The sequence below is a fragment of the Streptomyces sp. KL116D genome (genome assembly GCF_030766975.1).
Lineage (GTDB): Bacteria > Actinomycetota > Actinomycetes > Streptomycetales > Streptomycetaceae > Streptomyces > Streptomyces longispororuber_A.
Window position 1 is genome coordinate 93,455 of the sequence record NZ_JASERH010000026.1, and the last position, 24,121, is coordinate 117,575.

At 69.0% G+C, this 24,121-nt stretch carries 20 protein-coding genes; 10 read left to right on the plus strand and 10 right to left on the minus strand.

The features are described from left to right. Nucleotides 1-126: 126 nt before the first annotated feature. Nucleotides 127-1,599, minus strand: a complete 1,473-nt coding sequence (locus RBJ77_RS08290) for a CCA tRNA nucleotidyltransferase (protein WP_372344339.1) — start codon at nucleotides 1,597-1,599, stop codon at nucleotides 127-129. Between the two features lie 221 nt (nucleotides 1,600-1,820). Between RBJ77_RS08290 and RBJ77_RS08295 the strand changes: the two genes are divergently transcribed. The 7 genes from RBJ77_RS08295 (at nucleotide 1,821) to trxA (ending at nucleotide 11,485) form a co-directional block, all read left to right on the plus strand. Continuing rightward, nucleotides 1,821-4,163 (plus strand): DUF6049 family protein, encoded by a 2,343-nt coding sequence (locus tag RBJ77_RS08295; protein WP_372344340.1) that lies wholly within the window; start codon nucleotides 1,821-1,823, stop codon nucleotides 4,161-4,163. Between the two features lie 45 nt (nucleotides 4,164-4,208). After that, nucleotides 4,209-6,464 carry a murein biosynthesis integral membrane protein MurJ gene (gene murJ / locus RBJ77_RS08300; RefSeq protein ID WP_372344341.1) on the plus strand — a complete coding sequence of 752 codons (2,256 nt, stop codon included), beginning with the start codon at nucleotides 4,209-4,211 and terminating at the stop codon, nucleotides 6,462-6,464. Nucleotides 6,465-6,584: 120 nt separating this feature from the next. After that, nucleotides 6,585-8,312, plus strand: a complete 1,728-nt coding sequence (locus RBJ77_RS08305; RefSeq protein ID WP_372344342.1) for a protein kinase family protein — start codon at nucleotides 6,585-6,587, stop codon at nucleotides 8,310-8,312. 42 nt (nucleotides 8,313-8,354) lie between these two features. Continuing rightward, nucleotides 8,355-9,077 (plus strand): RNA polymerase sigma factor SigM, encoded by a 723-nt coding sequence (gene sigM / locus RBJ77_RS08310; protein ID WP_372344343.1) that lies wholly within the window; start codon nucleotides 8,355-8,357, stop codon nucleotides 9,075-9,077. Next, nucleotides 9,074-9,985, plus strand: a complete 912-nt coding sequence (locus tag RBJ77_RS08315; RefSeq protein ID WP_372344344.1) for an anti-sigma factor — start codon at nucleotides 9,074-9,076, stop codon at nucleotides 9,983-9,985. The genes sigM and RBJ77_RS08315 overlap by 4 nt, the downstream gene beginning before the upstream one ends. Nucleotides 9,986-10,127: 142 nt before the next feature. After that, the gene (gene trxB, locus RBJ77_RS08320; protein ID WP_372344345.1) at nucleotides 10,128-11,105 is read left to right on the plus strand and encodes a thioredoxin-disulfide reductase; all 978 of its coding nucleotides are present in this window, start codon (nucleotides 10,128-10,130) and stop codon (nucleotides 11,103-11,105) included. Between the two features lie 47 nt (nucleotides 11,106-11,152). Then, nucleotides 11,153-11,485: a thioredoxin gene (gene trxA, locus RBJ77_RS08325; protein WP_111663056.1), complete on the plus strand. Its 333-nt coding sequence runs from the start codon at nucleotides 11,153-11,155 to the stop codon at nucleotides 11,483-11,485. 109 nt (nucleotides 11,486-11,594) lie between these two features. On the opposite strand, the gene RBJ77_RS08330 is transcribed toward trxA, so the two are convergent. The 9 genes from RBJ77_RS08330 to rpmH all read right to left on the minus strand — a co-directional run bounded on the left by RBJ77_RS08330 (nucleotide 11,595) and on the right by rpmH (nucleotide 18,609). Continuing rightward, entirely contained in the window at nucleotides 11,595-12,212 is a 618-nt protein-coding gene (locus RBJ77_RS08330; RefSeq protein WP_372344346.1) for a GNAT family N-acetyltransferase, read from the minus strand. A 305-nt stretch (nucleotides 12,213-12,517) separates the two neighbouring features. Next, entirely contained in the window at nucleotides 12,518-13,621 is a 1,104-nt protein-coding gene (locus RBJ77_RS08335; RefSeq protein WP_372344347.1) for a ParB/RepB/Spo0J family partition protein, read from the minus strand. Further along, nucleotides 13,618-14,694: a ParA family protein gene (locus RBJ77_RS08340; RefSeq protein ID WP_305127571.1), complete on the minus strand. Its 1,077-nt coding sequence runs from the start codon at nucleotides 14,692-14,694 to the stop codon at nucleotides 13,618-13,620. The genes RBJ77_RS08335 and RBJ77_RS08340 overlap by 4 nt, the downstream gene beginning before the upstream one ends. A 360-nt stretch (nucleotides 14,695-15,054) precedes the next feature. Beyond that, the gene (rsmG, locus tag RBJ77_RS08345; protein ID WP_255970628.1) at nucleotides 15,055-15,771 is read right to left on the minus strand and encodes a 16S rRNA (guanine(527)-N(7))-methyltransferase RsmG; all 717 of its coding nucleotides are present in this window, start codon (nucleotides 15,769-15,771) and stop codon (nucleotides 15,055-15,057) included. Between the two features lie 107 nt (nucleotides 15,772-15,878). Beyond that, on the minus strand, nucleotides 15,879-16,391 hold the full coding sequence (locus RBJ77_RS08350) for a protein jag (protein WP_372344348.1): 513 nt from the start codon (nucleotides 16,389-16,391) through the stop codon (nucleotides 15,879-15,881). Nucleotides 16,392-16,445: 54 nt separating this feature from the next. Further along, nucleotides 16,446-17,729 carry a membrane protein insertase YidC gene (yidC, locus tag RBJ77_RS08355; RefSeq protein ID WP_372344349.1) on the minus strand — a complete coding sequence of 428 codons (1,284 nt, stop codon included), beginning with the start codon at nucleotides 17,727-17,729 and terminating at the stop codon, nucleotides 16,446-16,448. Nucleotides 17,730-17,732: 3 nt separating this feature from the next. Beyond that, nucleotides 17,733-18,083, minus strand: a complete 351-nt coding sequence (gene yidD / locus RBJ77_RS08360; RefSeq protein ID WP_255970622.1) for a membrane protein insertion efficiency factor YidD — start codon at nucleotides 18,081-18,083, stop codon at nucleotides 17,733-17,735. Beyond that, a complete protein-coding gene (gene rnpA / locus RBJ77_RS08365) occupies nucleotides 18,080-18,451 on the minus strand; it encodes a ribonuclease P protein component (protein ID WP_372344350.1) in 372 nt (123 codons plus the stop codon). Before rnpA ends, yidD begins: the two co-directional genes overlap by 4 nt. A gap of 20 nt (nucleotides 18,452-18,471) precedes the next feature. After that, nucleotides 18,472-18,609 carry a 50S ribosomal protein L34 gene (gene rpmH, locus RBJ77_RS08370; RefSeq protein WP_006381191.1) on the minus strand — a complete coding sequence of 46 codons (138 nt, stop codon included), beginning with the start codon at nucleotides 18,607-18,609 and terminating at the stop codon, nucleotides 18,472-18,474. Between the two features lie 440 nt (nucleotides 18,610-19,049). Between rpmH and dnaA the strand changes: the two genes are divergently transcribed. The 3 genes from dnaA (at nucleotide 19,050) to gnd (ending at nucleotide 24,107) form a co-directional block, all read left to right on the plus strand. Beyond that, nucleotides 19,050-21,032 (plus strand): chromosomal replication initiator protein DnaA, encoded by a 1,983-nt coding sequence (gene dnaA / locus RBJ77_RS08375; protein ID WP_372344351.1) that lies wholly within the window; start codon nucleotides 19,050-19,052, stop codon nucleotides 21,030-21,032. A gap of 902 nt (nucleotides 21,033-21,934) precedes the next feature. Next, the gene (gene dnaN / locus RBJ77_RS08380) at nucleotides 21,935-23,065 is read left to right on the plus strand and encodes a DNA polymerase III subunit beta (protein WP_255981007.1); all 1,131 of its coding nucleotides are present in this window, start codon (nucleotides 21,935-21,937) and stop codon (nucleotides 23,063-23,065) included. 166 nt (nucleotides 23,066-23,231) lie between these two features. Further along, the gene (gene gnd / locus RBJ77_RS08385) at nucleotides 23,232-24,107 is read left to right on the plus strand and encodes a phosphogluconate dehydrogenase (NAD(+)-dependent, decarboxylating) (protein ID WP_372344352.1); all 876 of its coding nucleotides are present in this window, start codon (nucleotides 23,232-23,234) and stop codon (nucleotides 24,105-24,107) included. The last annotated feature ends 14 nt before the right edge of the window (nucleotides 24,108-24,121 follow it).

The following is a 24,121-nucleotide window of genomic DNA, read 5'->3' on the forward strand; positions in this document are numbered from 1 at the left end:
GGTTGCCGTTCGGTCGGACACACGTAGGCGTTGTTTCACGTGAAACAACGCCTCCCGGCCGACAACCCAGACACGACTCGGGGCTCTGTTTCACGTGAAACAAAGCCCCGAGTGATGTCGTGGGTGTCAGTCCTGCTCGCGGGCGGCCCACCACTCCTTGAGCGCCGCCACCGCCGCGTCGTACTCCATCGGCCCGTTCTCCAGACGCAGCTCCAGCAGGAACTTGTACGCCTGACCGATCACCGGCCCCGGCGTCACGTCCAGGACCTCCATGATCTGGTTGCCGTCCAGATCGGGCCGGATCGAGTCCAGCTCCTCCTGCTCCTGCAACCGCTCGATGCGCTCCTCAAGGCCGTCGTACGCCCGCGAGAGGGCATTGGCCTTCCGCTTGTTGCGCGTCGTGCAGTCGGAGCGGGTCAGCTTGTGCAGCCGGCCCAGGAGCGGCCCGGCATCGCGTACGTAGCGACGCACGGCGGAGTCCGTCCACTCACCGGTGCCGTAGCCGTGGAAGCGCAGGTGCAGCTCGACCAGGCGCGAGACGTCCTTCACCAGTTCGTTGGAGTACTTGAGCGCGGTCATGCGCTTCTTCGTCATCTTCGCGCCGACCACCTCGTGGTGGTGGAAGGAGACGCGGCCGTCCTTCTCGAAGCGACGCGTACGCGGCTTGCCGATGTCGTGCAGCAGCGCCGCGAGACGCAGGGTCAGGTCGGGCCCTTCGGTCTCCAGCGCCATCGCCTGTTCCAGGACGATCAGCGTGTGGTCGTAGACGTCCTTGTGCCGGTGGTGCTCGTCGCGCTCCAGGCGCAGGGCGGGCAGCTCGGGCAGGACGTGGTCGGCGAGGCCCGTGTCGACGAGCAGGGTGAGCCCCTTGCGCGGGTGCGCCGAGAGGATCAGCTTGTTCAGCTCGTCCCGGACACGCTCCGCCGAGACGATCTCGATACGACCGGACATCGCCTTCATCGCCGCGACGACCTCGGGAGCGACCTCGAAGTCCAGCTGCGCGGCGAACCGGGCGGCCCGCATCATCCGCAGCGGGTCGTCCGAGAACGAGTCCTCGGGGGTGCCGGGTGTGCGCAGGACCTTCTCGGCGAGGTCGTCCAGGCCGCCGTGCGGGTCGATGAAGTCCTTCTCCGGGAGCGCGACGGCCATCGCGTTCACGGTGAAGTCGCGACGGACGAGGTCTTCCTCGATCGAATCGCCGTAGGACACCTCGGGCTTGCGCGAGGTCCTGTCGTAGGCCTCGGAGCGGTAGGTCGTGACCTCGACCTGGAAGCTCTGGTCGACGCCGTCGACGCGGGCGTCCTTCTGGCAGCCGACGGTGCCGAAGGCGATCCCGACCTCCCACACCGCGTCGGCCCACGGGCGCACGATCTTCAGGACGTCCTCGGGGCGGGCATCGGTGGTGAAGTCCAGGTCGTTGCCGAGCCGGCCGAGCAGTGCGTCCCGGACCGAACCGCCGACCAGGGCGAGAGAGAACCCGGCCTCCTGGAATCGGCGGGCGAGGTCGTCCGCGACAGGCGAGACCCGCAGCAGCTCGCTGACCGCGAGACGCTGTACCTGGCTCAGGGCACTGGGGTTGTCTTCATTGGCGTTCGGCACAACAGGACAGGGTACGTGGCCCGGGCGGCCCGCACCGAACCGTTTGCCGGGCCACCGGTCGGACCGTCCGGGCGGCCCCCTACTCTGGCTCCACGATCTTGTGAGGCAGACCCGGGCACTCAGCCACAGTGCTCCTCGTTACCATGCGTGGACACATCTGCGACCACTGACGACGACGAGGGACGGACGAGCGCGTGGCCGAGGCGGCAGACTTCCCAGGGATGAGTCCCTCACCTGCCCGCCGACTGCTGCGGCACGCGGGAGCCCTGCTCGCCGCGGCGCCGCTCGTGGCGGCGCTCCCCCTGCTGTCCGGAGCCACTCCCGCCCAGGCCTCGGCACCGTCCGCGGCCACGGCCGCCGCGACGGGCACGACCACGGTCGACGTCGCGGTGAACCAGCTCACGCCCGGCGCGCCGAGCGAGAGCGACACGATCACCGTCAAGGGCCGGATCACCAACAACGGCAAGCAGGCCGTCACCGGCGCGCACCTGGCCCTGCGCGTCGGCACGTCCTACGGCGGCCGCTCCCAGATCGACGCCGCCGCCAAGAGCAGCACGGGCGGCACGCCCGACGGCCGGGAGATCGGCGGCAAGTACGCCAAGAAGGTCGCCACGCTGGCGCCCGGCGCACAGCAGGACTTCACGCTCTCCGTCCCGGCGAAGGCGCTGCAGCTCGGGTCAGAGGGCGTCTACCAGATCAGCGTCGCCCTCATGGGTCAGACGGCCGCGCAGCCGTACCCGCAGACGCTGGGCATCCAGCGGAGCTTCCTGCCCTGGCAGCCCGACGGCGCCGGCCCCCGGACGAAGACCACGGTGCTGTGGCCGCTGATCTCCAGCACCCACCTGACGGCCGAGACGGGCACGAACGAAGAGCAGACGCCCGTCTTCAACGACGACAGCCTGGCCGAGCAGATCGGCGCCGGCGGCCGCCTCCAGCAGATGCTGGAGCTCGGCAGCGAACTCGACGTCACCTGGGTGATCGACCCCGACCTGCTGGCCTCCGTCGACGCGATGACGGAGTCGTACAAGATCAAGGAAGCGGACGGAAAGCTCACGTCCGGCAAGGACCAGTCGACGGCCAAGGCGTGGCTGAGCGAACTGGAGACCGCGGTGCAGGGCCAGAAGGTGGTCACGCTGCCGTTCGCGGACCCGGACCTGGCCTCCCTCGCCCACAGCGGCACGAAGGTCTCCGGCTCCCTCGGCCACCTCAAGAACGCCACGGACGCCGCCGAGAAGACTGTGGACACGATCCTCCACGTGAAGCCGGACACCTCGTACGCCTGGCCCGCCGACGGCGCCGTCGACCCCGACATCGTCAAGGTCGCGACGTCCGCGGGCGCGGACAAGATCATCGCGCGCAGCGACAGCCTCCGGGAGACGGGCACCCTCACGTACACCCCGTCCGCCGCGCGCCCCATCGGCGGCGGGGCCACGGCCGTGGTCGCCGACGCACGGCTGTCGACGGCGTTCCAGGGCGACATGACGGGCGCCGAGAGGTCCACGCTCGCCGTGCAGGAGTTCCTCGCCCAGAGCCTCATGTTCGACCTGCAGACGGACAAGCAGCGCAGCGTCGTCGTGGCCCCGCAGCGGATGCCCACGGCGAGCCAGGCCCAGACGATGGCCGAGGCGGTCGGCATCCTGCAGAGCGGCACCTGGTCGCAGCCCCAGAGCCTGGCGGCCGCCGCCAAGGCGAAGCCCGACCCGGGCGCCACGACCCGCGTGCCGCGCTCCTACCCGGCGTACCTCCGCAAGCAGGAGCTGAAGCCGCCCGCCTTCGAGCAGATCGCGGCCACCGAGAGCGACCTCGAGAACTTCAAGGTCATCCTCACCGACAAGTCGCGCGTGGTGACTCCGTTCGGCCGGGCGATGGACCGCGAGGTGTCCACGTCGTGGCGGGGCCGGGCCGGCACGGCGACGACCTTCCGGGACGGGGTCTCCATCTATCTGCGCGGCCTCACCGATCAGGTGATGCTGATCGAGAAGTCCGAGGTGAAGCTCTCCGGCCGCAGCGCCACCATCCCGGTGTCGGTGCAGAACAACCTGTGGCAGGACGTCGACCACCTGACCCTGCGCCTCACCTCCGGCAACGGCACCCGCCTCAAGATCAACGGCGAGACGTTCCAGGACCAGCCGGTGAAGATCTCCAGCGGCCACAGCCAGTCCGTGAAGTTCACCACCACCGCCAAGGCGACCGGCCCGGTCACGGTCCACGCCCAGCTCTTCACCCGCGACGGTGACGCCTACGGCCAGGAGGTGTCCTTCCAGGTGGATGCCAACGAGGTCACACCGACCGTGATGCTCGTCATCGCCGGCGGAGTCCTGCTGCTGGTCCTGGCCGGGTTCCGGATGTACACCCAGCGCAAGCGCGCCGCCGCCGACAAGGCGGCCAAGGCCGGCGAGGACGCCCCGGACAGCGACTCGGAGGCCGCGGCGGAGCCCGCGCCGGAGGACGAGTCGGCTCCCACCGCCCGGGCAGACGTTCCGCAGCAGCCGAGTGACCCGACGGCTGACACCTCCTCCGAAAGCACGGCCCCGTCGGGGACGGGTGAGAGAGTGGACCGTTGAGCGATGTCGTGGCCGGTGGGCCGGGGACGATGAGGTGGGGTATCCATGAACGCGCCGTACGACGGTGACCGTGGCCAGGGCTCGGGCGGCTCTGCCTCGGGCGATGGCCACCCGTACGCCGGCTCGCACGGGGCAGGCGGACAGGTCCCGCCGCCCCAGCCCGCGCCCGACGCGTATCCGCAGGACGCGTACCTCCAGGACGCGTACGACCAGGACCCGTACCGGGCCAACGACCTGGCCGCCCAGGACCCGGTGACCGAGGCGCTGTACGACCGCGCCGCGCACCCGCCGCCGCCCCCGGGCACGTACCAGCAACAGCAGCCGCTCTACGCCCAGCCGCCCGCGAACCAGTACCAGCCTGACCCGCGCGTGTGGGCGCAGACGCCCGCGCCGGAGCCGGACAGTGCCACCCAGTACCTGCCGTACGGCGACGACGCGCGGACGACGCAGTTCGTGGGCGTCGACGACCTCGTGACGCAGGCGAGCGAGGAGCGTCACGAGCCGGACGCCTTCGCCCACCTCTTCCGCGACCAGCAGCCCGGCTACGGCGGCGGCCGCGCCCCGGCGGAGCAGCCGGTGGACGACCCGACCCAGTTCCTCGGTCAGGCGCCCGTGCCGGTGCCTCCGCCGGCAGCCGCGCCCGCCCCGGCCCCGGCGCCCGCGAAGAAGGGCGGCCGCGCATCCAGCCTGATGAAGTCGAGCGCGGTGATGGCTGCGGGCACGCTCGTCTCCCGCCTCACCGGCTTCGTCCGCACCATGGTGATCACCGCGGCGCTCGGCGCCGGACTGCTCGGTGACACCTGGACCGTCGCGTACACGCTGCCGACGATGATCTACATCCTGACCGTCGGCGGCGGTCTGAACTCCGTGTTCGTGCCGCAGCTCGTCCGTTCCATGAAGGAGGACGATGACGGCGGCGAGGCCTACGCCAACCGGCTGCTGACGCTCGTGATGGTGGCCTTGGCGGCGATCGTCGTGATCGTCGTCGTCGCCGCGCCCCTGCTGATCAACCTGATGTCGAGCACGGTCTCGAACAACCCGGACGCCGACAACGTCGGCGTCACCTTCGCCCGCTACTGCCTGCCCACGATCTTCTTCATGGGTGTGCACGTGGTCATGGGCCAGATCCTGAACGCCCGCGGCAAGTTCGGCGCGATGATGTGGACCCCGGTCCTGAACAACATCGTCATGATCTTCACGTTCGGCATGTTCATCTGGGTCTACGGCACCGCGGCCGAGTCCCACATGGGCGTGACGACGATCCCGGACGACGGCGTCCGCCTCCTCGGCATCGGCACGCTGCTCGGTCTGACCGTGCAGGCGCTGGCGATGATCCCGTACCTGCGCGAGACCGGCTTCCGCTTCCGTCTCCGCTTCGACTGGAAGGGCCACGGCCTGGGCAAGGCCGTGAAGCTCGCCAAGTGGACCGTGCTGTTCGTCCTCGCCAACCAGGCCGGCGTCATCGTCGTCACCCAGCTCGCCACGGCCGCGGGCGAGGCGTCCCCGGTCAAGGGCACCGGCATCCTGGGCTACTCCAACGCCCAGCTGATCTGGGGCATGCCGCAGGCGATCATCACCGTCTCGGTCATGGCCGCGATGCTGCCGCGCATCTCCCGGTCCGCGCACGACGGCGACCCCGGAGCGGTCCGCGACGACATCTCCTCGGGCCTGCGGACCTCGGCGGTGGCGATCGTCCCCGTCGCCTTCATGTTCGTGGCGCTCGGCGTGCCGATGTGCACCCTGCTGTTCGGCTCCAGCGGCACCGAGGCCGCCCAGTCCATGGGCTACATCCTCATGGCGTTCGGACTCGGCCTCATCCCGTTCTCCGTGCAGTACGTGGTGCTGCGCGGCTTCTACGCGTACGAGGACACCCGGACGCCCTTCTACAACACGGTCATCGTCGCCGCGGTCAACGCCGCCGCCTCGGCCGTCTGCTACGTCATCCTGCCCGCCCGGTGGGCGGTCGTCGGCATGGCCTTCTCGTACGGTCTCGCCTACGCGATCGGGGTCGGCGTCGCCTGGAAGCGGCTGGGCAAGCGGCTCGGCGGCGACCTGGACGGCCCGAACGTCGTGCGTACGTACGCCCGCCTCTGCCTCGCGTCCGTGCCTGCCGCGGTGATCGGCGGCGGAATCGGGTACGCGCTCACGAAAGCCCTCGGCCACGGCGCGGTCGGATCGATCGCGGCACTGGTCGTCGGAGGTGCGGTGCTGCTGGGAGTCTTCTACGTGGCGGCCCGGAAGATGAGGATCGAGGAGCTCAATTCGATGGTCGGAATGGTGCGTGGCCGTCTCGGCCGCTGATCCGACCGGAAGTGCGTGCAACCATCGGCGGCTACCGCGTGTCGTGCATAGCGCCGGACTGTGGGCACAATTGGCTTTGACGTCGCAGTGAGTGCAACGGATGGGGAGGCAGGAACGACGGTGGCGGAACGGAGCACGGCTGCCGTCGACGTGGCCGACAACGGCGGCGACGAGCCGCTGGCCGCCAAGGCGGACAAGGCGGAGCAGGCCACGGCCGACGGGGTGGCCCAGACCGGGGAGCGGGACACGGCGGCACGCGAGGAACCCGCGGACACCGCGGAGACGGGGACACACGTGAGCCCCGGGAAGACGACACCACCCGAGCTGCACAGCGGGCACAAGCTCGCCAGACGCTACCGGCTCGAGGAGTGCGTCACCCGTCTGGACGGTTTCAGCAGCTGGCGTGCGGTGGACGAGAAGCTCCGCCGCGCCGTCGGCGTGCACCTGCTGCCCGCCGATCATCCGCGGGCCCGCTCGGTGCTCGCCGCGGCCCGCTCGTCGGCGCTGCTCGGCGACCCGCGGTTCGTCCAGGTCCTCGACGCCGTCGAGGAGAACGATCTCGTCTACGTCGTCCACGAGTGGCTGCCCGACGCCACGGAGCTGACCGCGCTGCTCGCCGTGAGCTCGCTCGAGGCGCACGACGCGTACCAGATGGTCAACCAGGTCTCCCACGCCATGGCGGCGGCACACCGCGAGGGCCTGGCCCATCTGCGGCTCACGCCGAGCGCCGTGCTGCGTACCTCCACGGGCCAGTGGCGCATCCGCGGCCTCGCCGTGAACGCCGCGCTGCGCGGCATCACGTCCGACACCCCGCAGCGCACCGACACCGAGGCGATCGGCGCGCTGCTGTACGCCGCCCTGACCCAGCGCTGGCCGTACGAGAACGACGCGTACGGTCTGTCGGGGCTGCCCAAGGGCGTCGGCCTCATCGCGCCCGACCAGGTCCGGGCCGGCGTGCACCGCGGCCTCGCGGAGCTCGCCATGCGCGCGCTCGCCAACGACGGGGCGACGGCGTCCCGCCAGGAGCCCGCGTGCACCACGCCGGAGGACCTGGTGAAGGCCATCGGCGAGATGCCCAGGATCCGCCCGCCGGAGCCCGCCTTCACCGCTCCGCCGGAGTACCAGCGGACCACCTACCAGCAGGGCACCTACGGCCGCCAGGCCGCGCCCGGCGTCACCCAGCCGGTGCCCGCCCCGCCGCCCCCGCTGCAGAGCCGTACCGGCAAGGCCCTCAAGTGGGCCGTGTCGGCGCTGCTCATCGCCGCGCTGGGGCTCGGCAGCTGGCAGCTCGCGGACGCCCTCATGGACCAGAGCAAGTCCGGCGACTCCGAGACCACGCACACGACCGACGGTGACGGCGGCAAGGACGACAAGAAGCCCGCCAAGCCGCACACCATCAAGGGCGCTCAGGAGTACGTCGCCAAGGGCGACCCCCAGGCGCCCAACGACGTCGCGGACACGTACGACGGCGACAGTTCCACGTACTGGCGCACCAAGTCGTTCCTCGACGGCCCCGACATGGTCATAAAGCCGGGTGTCGGCATCGTGTACGACCTCGGTTCGGCCCAGGACGTGTCCGCCGCGTCGATAGGGCTGCGCTACGGCGGCGACCACACCACGGTCTCGCTGTACGCGGCCGACTCGCTCTCACCGGCCTCCGTGGACGGTCTGAAGCGGATCGGGCCCCAGACCAAGACCCGGGCCAAGACGGCGAGCGTCAAGGCCGACAAGCCGGTCAAGACGCGGTACGTACTCGTATGGCTGACGGCACTGCCGCACGCGGGTCAGGATGGGTACAGCCAGGCCGGCTACAAGCAGGGCATCACGGATGTGAAGTTCACCGGCTGACCACCGGCACACCGTGACTCACCAGGGGGAGGGGGTTCGGCAGTGGACGACGCCTACGGCGGAGCGAGCGATCAGGACCTCCTCGCCCGCCACGTCGCGGGGGACAAGGACGCCTTCGGCGAAATCGTGCGACGGCACCGGGACCGACTGTGGGCGGTGGCGCTGCGGACGCTGGGAGACCGCGAGGAAGCCGCGGACGCGGTGCAGGACGCGCTGGTCTCCGCCTACCGCGCCGCGCACACCTTCCGCGGCCAGTCCGCCGTCACGACCTGGCTGCACCGCATCACCGTGAACGCGTGCCTGGACCGGGCGCGCAAGATGGCATCGCGGAAGACATCACCCGTGGACGACGCCGATCGCCTGGACCAGCTCCTGGAGCCGCACGAATCGGCGGCCGCGCCCGCCGAGCGCAACGACCTCCACCGCGAGCTCCTGGCCGCCCTGGGATCGCTGCCGACGGACCAGCGGGCCGCGCTCGTCCTCGTCGACATGCAGGGCTACCCGGTGGCTGAGGCCGCCCGGCTCCTCGACGTCCCCACCGGAACGGTCAAGAGCCGCTGTGCGCGCGGCAGAGCCAGACTGCTTCCCCTCCTGACCCATCTCCGTACGGAGAGCGGGGACAAGGAAGGTGCCGAAGGTGGCGAGAACCCGACCCCTGGAAGGAACCGGACGCAGGGGACATCCGTCCCACCCGCAGCGGGTCCTCGGGACGACGCAGGACCAAATGATTCGGCTGCGGTGAAGGGCGGAGGTGGGCGAGCGTGACATCCACGACCGACACGGCGGAGCACCCGGAGGTCACCGAGATCTCCGATCTCGCCGAAGGCCTGCTGCCACCCTCGCGCACCTCCGACATCCGGCGTCATCTCGACGGCTGCGTGCTCTGCGCGGACGTCTATGCCTCCCTGGAGGAGATCCGCGGCATGCTCGGCACCCTGCCGGGTCCGCCGCGGATGCCCGAGGACGTCGCCACGCGCATCGACGCGGCACTGGCCGCCGAAGTGCTTCTGGACAGTGTCACCACGGTCCCGGAGCACGAGCTCGCCGAGACCCCGCCGCGTGAAACCACGGAGCCTGTTTCACGTGAAACATCGACGGCCGACGCCGCCGAGCCCTCGCTGCGGTCCACGGACCGGCCCGCAGGACACGCACGCGCCGCCACGGGTCCGGGGCGCAAGCCTCGCTTCACACGGCGCCGCACCGGCGCCGCCATCGGCTCCGTCCTGACGGTGGCCGCGCTCGGGGTGGGCGCGCTGCTGATGCAGAACACCGGCGGATCCCCGACGGCGAAAGCGCCGACGAGCAGCGCGTCGGACACCTTCGCGCAGAGCACGCTGCAGGCCAAGGTCTCGAAGCTGCTCGGCACAGGGCCGTCCAGCAAGGAGCCGTTCGGCACCGAGGACACCGGGCCCAAGGCTCCGGGCTCGAACTCGCCGATGAAGAAGCAGGCGCCCTACGCGCCGCCCTGCGTCCAGCAGGGCACCCAGCGCAACGAGGACCCGCTGGCTGTGGAGAAGGGCACGTACCAGGGGAAGGACGCCTACCTCGTCGTCCTGCCCCACGAGTCCGACCCGGCGCATCAGGTGACCGCGTTCATCGTGGATTCCTCCTGCGTGAGCCGGCACGCGTCCAAGGGCGAGCTGCTGTACACCCACTCCTACAAGCGTCGCTGAGGGGCACCCGAACGCACTCCCGACGTGCACCCGGACACGTCGGGAATGCATGCCCCGTAGGATCCGTTGGGTGGGGTGAGAGTCCTGAGAAGAGGCTCCCCCGGCAGTACGCAGCAGTCCCGCAGAGACGAGGAATCAAGCCGTGAGCGACGTCCGTAACGTGATCATCATCGGCTCCGGGCCCGCCGGCTACACGGCGGCGCTCTACACCGCGCGCGCGTCGCTGAAGCCGCTTGTGTTCGAGGGCGCCGTCACCGCAGGTGGCGCGCTGATGAACACGACCGAGGTGGAGAACTTCCCGGGCTTCCAGGACGGCATCATGGGCCCCGAGCTCATGGACAACATGCGCGGCCAGGCCGAGCGCTTCGGCGCCGAGCTCGTGCCCGACGATGTCGTGGCCGTGGACCTGTCCGGTGAGATCAAGACCGTGACGGACACCGCCGGCACCGTGCACCGCGCGAAGGCCGTCATCGTCACCACCGGTTCCCAGCACCGCAAGCTCGGTCTGCCGAACGAGGACGCGCTGTCCGGCCGTGGCGTCTCCTGGTGCGCGACCTGCGACGGGTTCTTCTTCAAGGACCAGGACATCGCCGTGATCGGCGGCGGCGACACCGCGATGGAGGAGGCCACCTTCCTGTCGCGCTTCGCCAAGTCCGTGACGATCGTGCACCGCCGCGACACCCTGCGCGCCTCCAAGGCCATGCAGGAGCGCGCCTTCGCCGACCCGAAGATCAAGTTCGTCTGGGACAGCGAGGTCGCCGAGATCAAGGGCGACCCGAAGCTCGCCGGTCTGACGCTGCGCAACCTCAAGACGGGCGAGACGTCCGAGCTGCCGGTGACGGGTCTGTTCATCGCGATCGGCCACGACCCGCGGACCGAGCTCTTCAAGGGTCAGCTCGAGCTGGACGACGAGGGCTACCTGAAGGTCGACGCCCCCTCGACGCGCACCAACCTGACGGGCGTCTTCGGCGCCGGCGACGTTGTGGACCACACCTACCGGCAGGCGATCACGGCGGCCGGCACCGGCTGCTCCGCCGCTCTCGACGCCGAGCGCTTCCTGGCCGCGCTGGCCGACGGTGAGGCCGCCGAGCCCGAGAAGACCCAGACCGCCAGCGTCTGACCCGAACTTCCCTCCCGACCCTCCCCCCAAGAAATGAGGAGCCTGCTGTGGCCGGCAACCTGAAGAACGTGACGGACGCCTCCTTCGACGAGGACGTCCTCAAGAGCGACAAGCCCGTCCTGGTGGACTTCTGGGCGGCCTGGTGCGGCCCGTGCCGCCAGATCGCGCCGTCGCTCGAGGCCATCGCTGCCGAGTACGGCGACAAGATCGAGATCGTCAAGCTCAACATCGACGAGAACCCGGGCACGGCCGCCAAGTACGGCGTCATGTCGATCCCGACCCTGAACGTCTACCAGGGTGGCGAGGTCGCCAAGACCATCGTCGGTGCCAAGCCGAAGGCCGCCATCGTGCGCGACCTTGAGGACTTCATCGCCGAGTAGTCGACGACGCCTTTCGCGAACGGCAGACGCTGTTTCACGTGAAACACGAACGGGCCAGCCCCTCCGGGCCGGCCCGTTCGGCGTTTCCCAGGCAGTCACCCCGCGGCCGTCACAGGGGCCGAAGCGCGGGTTCCTTCTGCACGGCGCCCAGGAGCCGGTCCAGCGCCAGCTCCACGTCCTCTTTCCAGGACAGTGTCGTACGCAGCTCCAGGCGCAGCCGGGGGTGCAGGGGATGGGGCCGCACCGTCTTGAAGCCGACCGAGAGCAGATGGTCCGCGGGCAGCAAGCAGGCCGGCTCTTTCCACTGGGCATCACCGAAGGCTTCGATCGCCTTGAAGCCCCTGCGCAGAAGGTCCTTGGCGACCGTCTGCACGATGACCCGGCCCAGACCCTGGCCCTGATAGCTCGGCATGATCCACGCGGTCATCAGCTGGACGGCGTCGGGGGACACGGGACTCGTCGGGAAGGATGCCGCCCGGGGGACGTACGCGGGCGGAGCGTAGAGCACGAAGCCGACCGGAACGTCATCGACGTAGACGACGCGTCCGCAGGACCCCCACTCCAGGAGGACCGCGGAGATCCAGGCTTCCTTCTCCAGTTCGGGGGTGCCCGCCTTTACCGCGGCCTCGCCACTGACCGGGTCCAGCTCCCAGAAGACACACGACCGGCAGCGCTTGGGAAGGTCCGGAAGGTTGTCCAGTGTGAGCGGTACGAGCCGACGCCCCATGAAGGCAGTTCCTCGCTTCCTTCGCCCGCGGCGACGCGGGCGGCTGTCAGAGCGCTCCGTTCCCTGAGCAGGCTGCCGACGAATCCGCCGACGGCACCGAGCCCGAGACCTGCGGTCATCAGTCCGCTGCGACTCACCGATCGCATGACCCCCGCCTCCCCTATGAGGTGCTGCCGGGTGGATGCGCTCTTCCCGTCGCATCGTAACCACGATGCGATTCCATCGATACCGTAAGAAAGCAAAGAGCGGGCCGTGTTCCGGTACACACCGGACACAGCCCGCTCCAGGTCACTGCGGTGCAGTGGTCAGTCCTGCTCGTCGTCCTCGGCCGACTCCGGGAGGGCGTTCTGCAGAACCGGTCCCTCGCCGGGGGCGAGCGAGCCGAGGATCCGCTCCAGGTCGTCCATCGACGCGAACTCGACGACGATCTTGCCCTTCTTCTGACCCAGGTCGACCTTCACCCGCGTCTCGAACCGGTCCGAGAGCCGCGTGGCGAGCTCACTCAGCGCCGGGGAGACTCGCGTACCGGCCCTCGGCCCCTTCGCCCGCGTCGTGCTCGTGGGCCGGGACCCCATCAGGGTCACGATCTCCTCGACGGCACGCACCGAGAGCCCCTCGGCGACGATGCGGTGAGCCAGACGGTCCTGCTCCTCCGAGTCCTCGACGGACAGCAGAGCACGCGCGTGGCCGGCGGACAGCACACCCGCCGCGACCCGGCGCTGCACGGCCGGAGAGAGCTTCAGCAGACGCAGAGTGTTGGAGACCTGCGGACGGGACCGGCCGATGCGGTCCGCCAGCTGGTCGTGCGTGCAGTGGAAGTCCTTGAGCAGCTGGTCGTAGGCGGCAGCCTCTTCCAGCGGATTCAGCTGGGCACGGTGCAGGTTCTCCAAGAGCGCGTCGAGGAGCAGCTTCTCGTCCTCGGTGGCGCGCACGATGGCCGGGATGCGCTCCAGACCCGCCTCACGGCAGGCCCGCCAGCGCCGCTCGCCCATGATCAGCTCGTAGCGGCCGGGACCCACCTGCCGCACCACGACGGGCTGCAGCAGGCCGACTTCCTTGATGGACGTGATGAGCTCGGCAAGGGCGTCCTCGTCGAACACGTCACGCGGCTGGCGCGGGTTGGGCGTGATGAAGTCGAGCGGCAGTTCCGCGAAGTGCGCCCCTGCGGGGCTCTCGAAACCGTCCACCGCGGCCGTCGCAGGTTCCTCGGTTTCCCGTGAAACATTCTGCTGCGACAGCGATGCCACCTTGGCCGCCGCGACCCCACGCTCCGCCGTCAGCACCGGCACGGCGGCGGGAGAAGCCGAAACTCCTCCTGCCGGACTCGCCGGCGTCGTCTTCTCAGGTGTGGGGGCAGCCGGGATCAGCGCGCCGAGACCACGGCCCAGTCCCCTCCGTCGCTCGCTCACTGAATACCCTCCGGCGTGCTCTGCTGGTCAAGTTGAGTGCCCGCGTGGGCATGCTGGGCGTCGTAGTGGATCCCGACCCCGCGCAGCGCCATCTCCCGCGCCGCTTCGAGGTACGAGAGCGCACCGCTCGATCCTGGATCGTAGGTCAGCACGGTCTGCCCGTAGCTGGGCGCCTCCGAGATACGGACCGAGCGCGGGATGCTCGTCCGCAGAACCTCTCCACCGAAGTGGTTGCGGACTTCGTCGGCGACCTGGGAAGCCAGCCGCGTACGTCCGTCGTACATCGTGAGGAGGATCGTCGAGACGTGCAGGTCGGGGTTGAGGTGCCCCCGCACGAGATCCACGTTCCGCAGGAGCTGGCCGAGCCCCTCCAGTGCGTAGTACTCGCACTGGATCGGGATCAGCACTTCCGCCCCCGCGACGAGAGCGTTGACCGTCAGCAGACCGAGCGACGGCGGGCAGTCGATGAGGATGTAGTCCAGCGGCTGCTCGTACGCCTGGATGGCTCGCTGCAACCGGCTCTCACGCGCCACCAGGGAGACCAGCTCGATCTCCGCACCGGCGAGATCGATGGTGGCCGGGGCGCAGAAGAGCCCTTCGACATCAGGGACGGGCTGAACTACTTCGGAGAGCGGCTTACTCTCGACCAACACGTCGTAGATGGACGGCACTTCTGCGTGGTGGTCGATACCCAGAGCCGTGGAGGCGTTGCCCTGTGGATCCAGGTCGATCACCAGCACGCGTGCGCCGTGCAACGCGAGCGAGGCGGCAAGGTTGACCGTCGTGGTGGTCTTGCCGACCCCGCCCTTCTGGTTGGCCACCACCATGACGCGGGTCTGCTCAGGACGTGGCAGGCCCTCGCCCGCACGACCAAGAGCTTCTACTGCCAGTTGGGCAGCACGACCGATGGGGGTGTCGTCCATCGGAGGCGGTGTTTCACGTGAAACATCCTCCCCCGCCGACTCGGTACGGGGACCGGGGACCGGATCGGTCATCGGTCCCGCGATGTTGGCGTCGGACCGCAAGGATTCACTCTCCTCGACTTCAGGCTCGCAATGAACAGAGCCTCCCATGCCTTCGGGGTCAAGAACCAGCGAGGCCCGGTCTTCTGTGGATGAATCCCCCTCTGTGGACAACTCCGTGCCCGTATCGAGGGATCCGAGAGGTCTACGGTCGCGGGGAGCGGCCGCTGCGCGGCCGCGACTGATGATGCCATGCAGCAGTGAGCGACGTTTCACGTGAAACACGATGCACCGCAGGGTGGTGCGCTCCCTTGCGACACCCCGAGATGCGTACGTTTGACAGCTTTTGTGGAGTACCGCTGGTCGTCAGGACGGATCAGCGGTACTCATCATCACGCCAAGAATTGCGCCAGGAGATCACGCCAGGGAATCACGCGGGAAGGTCACTCCCGCACCGCGCGCGACCGGCGATCAGCGCCTGCGACGCGCCCGTCCCGTACGAGCCGCCTTGGCGCGCTTGGCGGCGAACCGCACACCGCCGGGGCTCTCTCCGACCTCGACGCGCACCACGGTGGAGAGCGGGTCGACCACGCCCTCGCCGACGTGAAGGACCGACGTCTCCACGGCACCGAGCTTGCTCAGGGCGGCGCCGGCCCCCTTGAGCTCCTCCTCCGCGGTGTCGCCCTTGAGGGCGAGCATCTCTCCGTACGGCCGCAGCAGGGGCACGCCCCACGCGGCCAGCCGGTCGAGCGGCGCCACGGCCCGTGCGGTGACGACATGGACGGGCTGCAGCTTCCCGAGGACCTCCTCGGCGCGGCCCCGCACCACCGTCACGTGATCGAGCCCGAGCAGCTCGACGACCTCGGTGAGGAACGTCGTACGCCGCAGCAGCGGCTCCAGCAGCGTGATCTTGAGATCCGGCCGGACCAGGGCCAGCGGAATGCCCGGCAGCCCCGCGCCGGAGCCCACGTCGCAGACGGTGACGCCTTCAGGGACCACCTCGGAGAGCACAGCGCAGTTGAGGATGTGCCTCTCCCACAGGCGCGGCACCTCGCGCGGGCCGATCAGACCACGCTGCACTCCCGCGTCAGCGAGAAGCTCCGCGTACCGCACAGCGTCCGGGAAGCGCTCGCCGAACACCGTCCGGGCCTGCTCGGGAGCAGGGGGGAGTTCTGCTGCCTCCGTCACGGGGACCGTCCTTCCGTACCGCACTACCGCACTGGGGTGGCTGACTAACAGGCTGACAAAGATCGGCCCCGCCTGCGAACAGACGGGGCCGGAGAGCGACGTGCCGTTCAGGCAGGAAGCACGACGACGAAGCGCTGCGGCTCCTCGCCCTCGGACTCGCTGCGCAGGCCGGCGGCCTTGACCGCGTCGTGCACGACCTTGCGCTCGAAGGGCGTCATCGGGTTCATCTTGACCGGCTCACCGCTGCTCTTCACCTCGGCCGCGGCCTTGGCGCCCTGCTCGGTGAGCTCGGCGCGCTTCTTGGCGCGGTACCCGGCGATGTCGAGCATCAGGCGGCTGCGGTCCCCGGTCTCCCGGTGGACGGCAAGGCGGGTGAGCTCCTGGAGGGCCTCGAGAACCTCTCCGTCGCGCCCGACCAGCTTCTGCAGATCACGGCCGCCCGAGTCGCTGACGATGGACACCGCGGCACGGTCGGCCTCGACGTCCATGTCGATGTCGCCGTCGAGGTCGGCGATGTCCAGCAGACCCTCGAGGTAATCCGCGGCGATCTCGCCTTCCTGCTCGAGGCGGGACAGGGTGTCGCCACCCTCAGGAGCGGCGGAGGTGGTGCCTTCCGTCACGGGATGGACTCCTTCTTGCGTCAAAGGCTTGCGCCAAAGTCTTACGTCGAGGTCTTACTTCTTGGACGGGGACTTGGGCCGCTGCGGGCCCTTGCGCTGTCCGGACTTGGCCTTGCTCCGCTGCTGCGTGCCGCCGGCGGGCTTGGCGCCACCGGCCTGCTTGGCCTGCGGCTTCGCGTCCTGCGGCTCGTCCGTCTTCTCGAGCGACGTCTTCGGCTCGGAGGAGGAGTCCTCCTTGGCCGTGGTCGTCCCGGACTGGCGCTGCGACTTGGACTGCCGCTTGGGCTGCTGCCGCTTCGGGGTCGCGGTCGACGCGGGAGCGCCGTCCTCGTCCAGCACCGCGGTCGCCGTGCTCTTGGCCACCTGGCCGTCGGCCTGGGCCGCGAGACCGGCCTTGGTCAGACCGTTGATGAACTTGCGCTCGAACTCGTTGCGGTCGCGGCCCTTGGAGACGATCGCCTTGACGACGTTGCGATCGCGGCGGGTGCGGATCTTCTCGGCGTGCGTGACGTGCTTGAGCAGGCGCTCCAGGTAAGCGGACTGGGCCTTGGAACCCGGCGTCGGGTTGTTGCGGATCACGTACATCTGCTGGCCCATGGTCCACACGTTGGTGGTCAGCCAGTAGACGAGGACACCGACGGGGAAGTTGATGCCGAAGACGGCGAACATGACGGGGAAGACGTACATCAGCATCTTCTGCTGCTGCATGAACGGCGTCTTCACCGTGGTGTCGACGTTCTTCGTCATGAGCTGGCGCTGCGTGAAGAACTGCGACGCCGACATCAGGACGATCATGATCGCCGTGACGACGCGGACGTCGGTCAGCGTGGCGCCGAGCGAGGCGACCTTGTCGGCGCTGTCCGTGAACTTCGCGGCCAGCGGGGCACCGAAGATGTGCGCCTTGCGCGCGCTCGCCAGCAGCGGCTCGTCGATGACACCGATCGTCGAGCCCGTCGCGATGCCGTTGAGCACGTGGTACAGGGCGAAGAAGAACGGGGACTGCGCCAGGATGGGAAGGCACGAGGAGAGCGGGTTGGTACCCGTCTCCTTGTACAGCTTCATCATCTCTTCGGACTGGCGCTGCTTGTCGTTCTTGTAGCGCTCCTGGATCTTCTTCATCTCGGGCTGCAGCGTCTGCATCGCCCGAGTCGACTTGATCTGCTTCACGAAGAGCGGGATCAGGCAGATCCGGATCAGGACCACCAGGGACACGATCGACAGGCCCCAGGCCCAGCCCGTGTCGGGACCGAAGATCTTCCCGTACAGCGAGTGGAACTGGACGATGACCCACGAAACTGGTGTCGTGATGAAGCTAAAAAAACCGGCAATCGTGTCCACTAATCAGGCTCCTTGAGCATGGGACGGGGTCTCGGCGGCCAGGCTCTCGGGGGAGCCTTGGGCAGGCGCGCCGGCGGCGGAAGGCCCGCCCTTGCGTTCGCGCCAGGCGTTGCGCAGCATTTCGTGCCACCGCGGACGCTTACGCGGCGGAACATGATCGACACCGCCGAGCGACCACGGATTGCACCGAAGGATCCGCCAGGCGGTGAGGGCTGTCCCCTTGATCGCACCGTGCCGGTCGATGGCCGTGAAGCCGTAGTGGGAGCACGACGGGTAGTACTTGCACACCGGACCGAGCAGCGGACTGATGGTCCACTGGTACAGCTTGATCAATGCGAGCAGTGGGTACTTCATCGCGTGCCCCCTCCCAGCAGCCGCTGCAGGGCGGCATCCAGGTCTCGGGCCAGTTGTGCGTGGGTGGCGTCGCCCGCAGGGGGCAACGCGCGTACGACTACCAGGCTACCTGGGGGCAACAAGGCCATTCGGTCGCGCATGAGGTGCCGAAGCCTGCGCTTCACCGCGTTCCGTACGACGGCTCCACCCACGGCCTTGCTCACGACGAAACCCGCACGCGGTGGGGAAACGCTCTCCCCAGGCGCGTGCGGGTCCGTTGAACCGCTACGTAGATGGACGACGAGAAGCGGGCGTCCGGCCCGGCGTCCTCGGCGTACCGCGGTCGCGAAGTCTTCGCGCCGCCTCAGCCGATACTCGGTAGGCAGCACGTCATGACCTGATTACGAAATCAGGCGGACAGGCTGGCGCGACCCTTGCCACGACGGTTGGCGAGAATCGCACGACCGGCGCGGGTCCGCATGCGAAGGCGGAAACCGTGGGTCTTGGCGCGACGACGGTTGTTCGGCTGGAAGGTGCGCTTGCTCACTCGGGGGCTCCAGAGAAATTCGGGTGGTGGCGGGACATCGCCTGGCTGTCACCGTGCGCCCACGAGAAGCTCGCAATACGCCCGAGTGCACCGCTACACAGACTGCAAAGAACTTGCGGACCATGACCTTGCCCATCGGAGGCAGGCGGCAGCAGCCATCGACAACTCGACCTGGTTACGGTACGCGCGGCTACGCCATCCGGTCAAACCAGGGTCACGCGGGAGACACTGTCCACAGGCTGGGGACAACAACTTGAACCGCAGCGGTCGCGCTGACTACCGTGGCTGAACTCCGATTCGTTCCCTTCTCACCACCCCACCCGATTTTCTGCCCGACCCGGGCGTCGAACCTCCCACCCAACCCGTCCCAGGAATCACACGTTCGTGGGACCAGCGAGAGAGCGTGCCCTGTGGCTGACGTACCTGCCGATCTTGCCGCAGTGTGGCCACGAGTACTGGAGAAACTCCTCGGGGAAGGTCACGGGCAGGGCGTCGAGACGAAGGACGAACACTGGATCCGGCGCTGCCAGCCACTGGCACTCGTCGCCGACACCGCCCTCCTGGCGGTCCCCAACGAATTCGCGAAGGGCGTACTCGAGGGCCGTCTCGCCCCGGTGGTCAGCGAGACCCTGAGCCGCGAGTGCGGCCGCCCGATCCGGATCGCGATCACGGTCGACGACTCCGTGGGCGAGGCCCCCGCGCCGCCCGCCCCGCCCGTCCAGCAGCACCGCTACGAGGACACCGAGCCCCCCGCCGCTCCCGGCCAGGGCCAGGGCCACGACACGTACGAGAGCCGCGACGCGTACGACGGCCGGGACGCCTACGACAGCTATGACGGCTACGACCGTCGCGGCAGGGACGAGCAGGGGCAGGGCCCGCGCGGCGACCAGCCCCAGGCCCCCCGCCCCGACCAGCTGCCGACCGCCCGCCCCGCCTACCCGGACTACCAGCGCCCCGAGCCGGGCGCCTGGCCACGGCCGCAGCAGGACGAGTACAGCTGGCAGCAGCCGCGGCTCGGCTTCCCGGAGCGCGATCCGTACGCGACGCCTCCGCAGCAGCCGCAGCACGACTACCGGCAGCAGGAACGGTCGCCCTACGACCAGCAGGGCTACGAGACCGAGCGCGGCCGCTACGACCAGCAGCCGGAGCGCTCCCCGTACGAGCAGCAGCCCAAGGAGCGCTCGCCCTACGAGGACCGTGCGGCGTACGAGGAGCGCGGCTCCTACGAGCAGCCGCACGAGCGTCAGCAGCGGCGCGATCCGGGCGAGCACGCGATGGGCGGCCGGCCGGGGCAGGACGGTGGTCCGGGTCACGGCGGACGCGGCGTGCCCACGGGTGCGCCCGGTCCGCTGGCCGCGCAGCCCGCGCCGGCGACCGGTCCCGGCGAGCCGACCGCGCGCCTGAACCCCAAGTACCTCTTCGACACGTTCGTCATCGGTGCGTCGAACCGTTTCGCCCACGCGGCGGCGGTCGCCGTCGCCGAGGCGCCGGCGAAGGCCTACAACCCCCTCTTCATCTATGGGGAGTCGGGCCTCGGCAAGACGCACCTCCTGCACGCCATCGGGCACTACGCCCGCAGTCTCTATCCGGGCACGCGCGTGCGGTACGTGAGCTCCGAGGAGTTCACCAACGAGTTCATCAACTCGATCCGCGACGGCAAGGGCGACTCCTTCCGCAAGCGGTACCGCGAGATGGACATCCTTCTCGTCGACGACATCCAGTTCCTCGCGGACAAGGAGTCGACGCAGGAGGAGTTCTTCCACACTTTCAACACGCTCCACAACGCCAACAAGCAGATCGTGCTCTCCAGCGACCGGCCGCCGAAGCAGCTGGTGACCCTGGAGGACCGGCTGCGCAACCGGTTCGAGTGGGGACTGATCACGGACGTCCAGCCGCCCGAGCTGGAGACCCGTATCGCGATCCTTCGTAAGAAGGCGGTGCAGGAGCAGCTCAACGCCCCGCCGGAGGTGCTGGAGTTCATCGCGTCCCGCATCTCGCGCAACATCCGTGAGCTGGAAGGGGCGTTGATCCGGGTCACGGCCTTCGCGTCGCTCAACCGACAGCCCGTGGACCTGGGGCTCACCGAGATCGTCCTCAAGGACCTGATCCCCGGTGGCGAGGACGCGGCCCCCGAGATCACGGCGACGGCCATCATGGCGGCGACCGCGGACTACTTCGGTCTGACGGTGGAGGACCTCTGCGGATCGTCGCGCAGCCGCGTGCTGGTGACGGCGCGCCAGATCGCGATGTACCTGTGCCGGGAGCTGACGGACCTGTCCCTGCCGAAGATCGGCGCGCAGTTCGGCGGCCGCGACCACACGACCGTGATGCACGCGGACCGCAAGATCCGCGCGCTGATGGCCGAGCGGCGCTCCATCTACAACCAGGTCACCGAGCTCACCAACCGCATCAAGAACGGCTGACAGCAGCCCGGTCACGGCTCTGCCCACGCCTCCGAAGGGCGCTCCGGAACGACTTCCGGGGCGCCTTTCTTCATGTCGACGTGCGCTCGCGGAGGCCGCCGCACGAAGGCGGTGTTCGATTTCCGGCCGCGTTACGGGTGTTCTCCACAGATGTTCCGGGTTTTTCCGATCCACACCCTGGGGACCGCGAAGTTGTCCAGACTGCGTCCACAGGGGCTCCTGGTGACAGAGCATCAGGGCAGGTCAGCGGGCTGTGGATTGGTGGACAGAAGATCTCCACAGGCTGTGGACAGATTTTTCTTCCACAGGGTGTGCATTTCGTTGTCCACCGTCGACCCACAGGATGACAGCCCTTGTGCACAGCGATCCGGAGCTTCTCCACACGGCTGTCCACTGTTCGGCAACGCGACGCGCCTCGTCACCGTGGCGAGTGAAAGGCGTCACACCAAGGGGGTCGGTTGGGCTGTGGGGAACGGGGGTAAAGCTGGGGACGGCGCTGGGGAGAAGTACCCCGAGCCTGTGCATCGGGTGTGCAGAACTTTCGGCCGTCCACAGAAACCGTGAGTTGTCCACCGCCTCGGCCCACAGCCTCCGTGGACAAAAAACCGGCTCTGACCTGCGAACTAACGGTTATCCACGGTTTCCACAGCCCCTACTACTACTCCCAACTAGAGAGAGCTGGGAATTCGTTTCGAAGTGGGGGCTGTGCACAACTTGCTCTCGGCACCCCGGCCGCGGCTCGGCACGACTTGACCGAGGCGGGCAACGACTGTCAGTGCGGTGCGTCAGACTGGTCCCCGGTGTTCTCCCCATCGGTGGGCCGAGCGACACCACGTCTGACGACGAAGACCGAGACCAATGCAGGGCGAGAGCAGCCAGCAACGCGCAGGAGGCGGCTTACGGTGAAGATCCGGGTGGAACGCGACGTACTCGCGGAGGCGGTGGCCTGGGCGGCACGCAGCCTCCCGGCACGACCGCCTGCGCCGGTCCTCGCCGGCCTTCTCCTGAAGGCCGAGGAGGGCGCACTCAGCCTGTCGAGCTTCGACTACGAGGTCTCGGCACGCGTCTCCGTGGACGCGGAGGTCGACGAGGAAGGCACGGTGCTCGTCTCCGGCCGCCTGCTCGCCGACATCTGCCGCGCCCTCCCCAACCGTCCGGTGGAGATTTCCACAGACGGTGTACGAGCGACCGTGGTCTGCGGCTCCTCGCGATTCACACTCCACACCCTCCCTGTGGAGGAGTACCCGGCGCTGCCGCAGATGCCGACCGCCACGGGCACCGTCCCCGGCGAGGTCTTCGCCTCCGCCGCGCAGCAGGTGGCCATCGCCGCCGGCCGTGACGACACGCTGCCCGTCCTCACCGGTGTGCGCATCGAGATCGAGGGCGACACGGTGACGCTGGCGTCCACCGACCGCTACCGCTTCGCCGTGCGCGAGTTCCTGTGGAAGCCGGAGGACCCGGAGGCGTCCGCGGTCGCCCTGGTGCCCGCCAAGACGCTCCTGGACACCGCCAAGGCCCTCACGAGCGGCGACACGGTCACGCTGGCCCTGTCCGGCTCGGGTGCCGGTGAAGGCCTCATCGGCTTCGAGGGCGCCGGTCGCCGCACGACGACCCGCCTGCTCGAGGGCGACCTGCCGAAGTACCGCACGCTGTTCCCGACGGAGTTCAACTCCGTGGCCGTCATCGAGACCGCCCCCTTCGTGGAGGCCGTCAAGCGCGTGGCCCTCGTCGCCGAGCGCAATACCCCGGTGCGGCTCAGCTTCGAGCAGGGCGTGCTCATCCTGGAGGCCGGCTCCAGCGACGACGCACAGGCTGTGGAAAGGGTCGACGCCCAGCTCGACGGCGACGACATCTCCATCGCCTTCAACCCGACGTTCCTGCTGGACGGTCTGAGCGCGATCGACTCCCCGGTCGCGCAGCTGTCCTTCACGACGTCCACCAAGCCCGCGCTGCTCTCCGGCAAGCCGGCCGTGGACGCCGAGGCGGACGAGGCGTACAAGTACCTGATCATGCCGGTGCGGCTGTCGGGCTGAGGTCCCTGAGAGGCAGGCCGCTCGGGTGTTCGCCTGAGCGGCTATGCCCACAGGTGTGCGTGAGCGTCCGGGTTTAGGCTCGGACGCAGGTGGGAGAGCCGCGTCACCCCGCGGCTCGTACCGCCCCGCACCACCTCACGCCCCGTCGCAACGTAAGGAACCACTGATGGAGCTCGGTCTCGTCGGCCTCGGCAAGATGGGCGGCAACATGCGCGAGCGCATCCGCCGCGCAGGCCACACCGTCATCGGCTACGACCGCAATCCGGACCTCGCGGATGTCCACAGCCTCGAAGAGCTTGTGGGCAGGCTCAAGGGTCCGCGCGTGGTGTGGGTGATGGTCCCCGCCGGTGCCGCGACCCAGTCCACGGTCGACGAGCTGGCCGAGCTGCTGCAGCCCGGCGACATCGTCGTCGACGGCGGCAACTCGCGCTGGACGGACGACGAGAAGCACGCGAAGGAGCTCGCCGAGAAGGGCATCGGCTTCGTCGACTGCGGCGTCTCCGGCGGCGTCTGGGGCCTGGAGAACGGCTACGCGCTGATGTACGGCGGCTCCGCCGAGGACGTCGCGAAGGTCCAGCCGGTCTTCGACGCGCTGAAGCCCGAGGGCGATTTCGGCTCGGTCCACGCGGGCAAGGTCGGCGCCGGCCACTTCGCGAAGATGGTTCACAACGGCATCGAGTACGCCATGATGCAGGCCTACGCCGAGGGCTGGGAGCTCCTGGAGGCCGTGGACTCGGTGACCGACGTCCGCGAGGTCTTCCGCTCCTGGCAGGAGGGCACGGTCATCCGTTCCTGGCTGCTGGACCTGGCGGTCAACGCCCTCGACGAGGACGAGCACCTCGACAAGCTGCGCGGTTATGCACAGGACTCCGGCGAAGGCCGCTGGACTGTGGAAGCCGCCATCGACAACGCCGTCCCGCTGCCGGCGATCACCGCGTCGCTCTTCGCGCGCTTCGCCTCGCGGCAGGAGGACTCGCCGCAGATGAAGATGATCGCGGCGCTGCGCAACCAGTTCGGCGGCCACGCCGTCGAGAAGAAGTGACCCGCCGCAAGAAG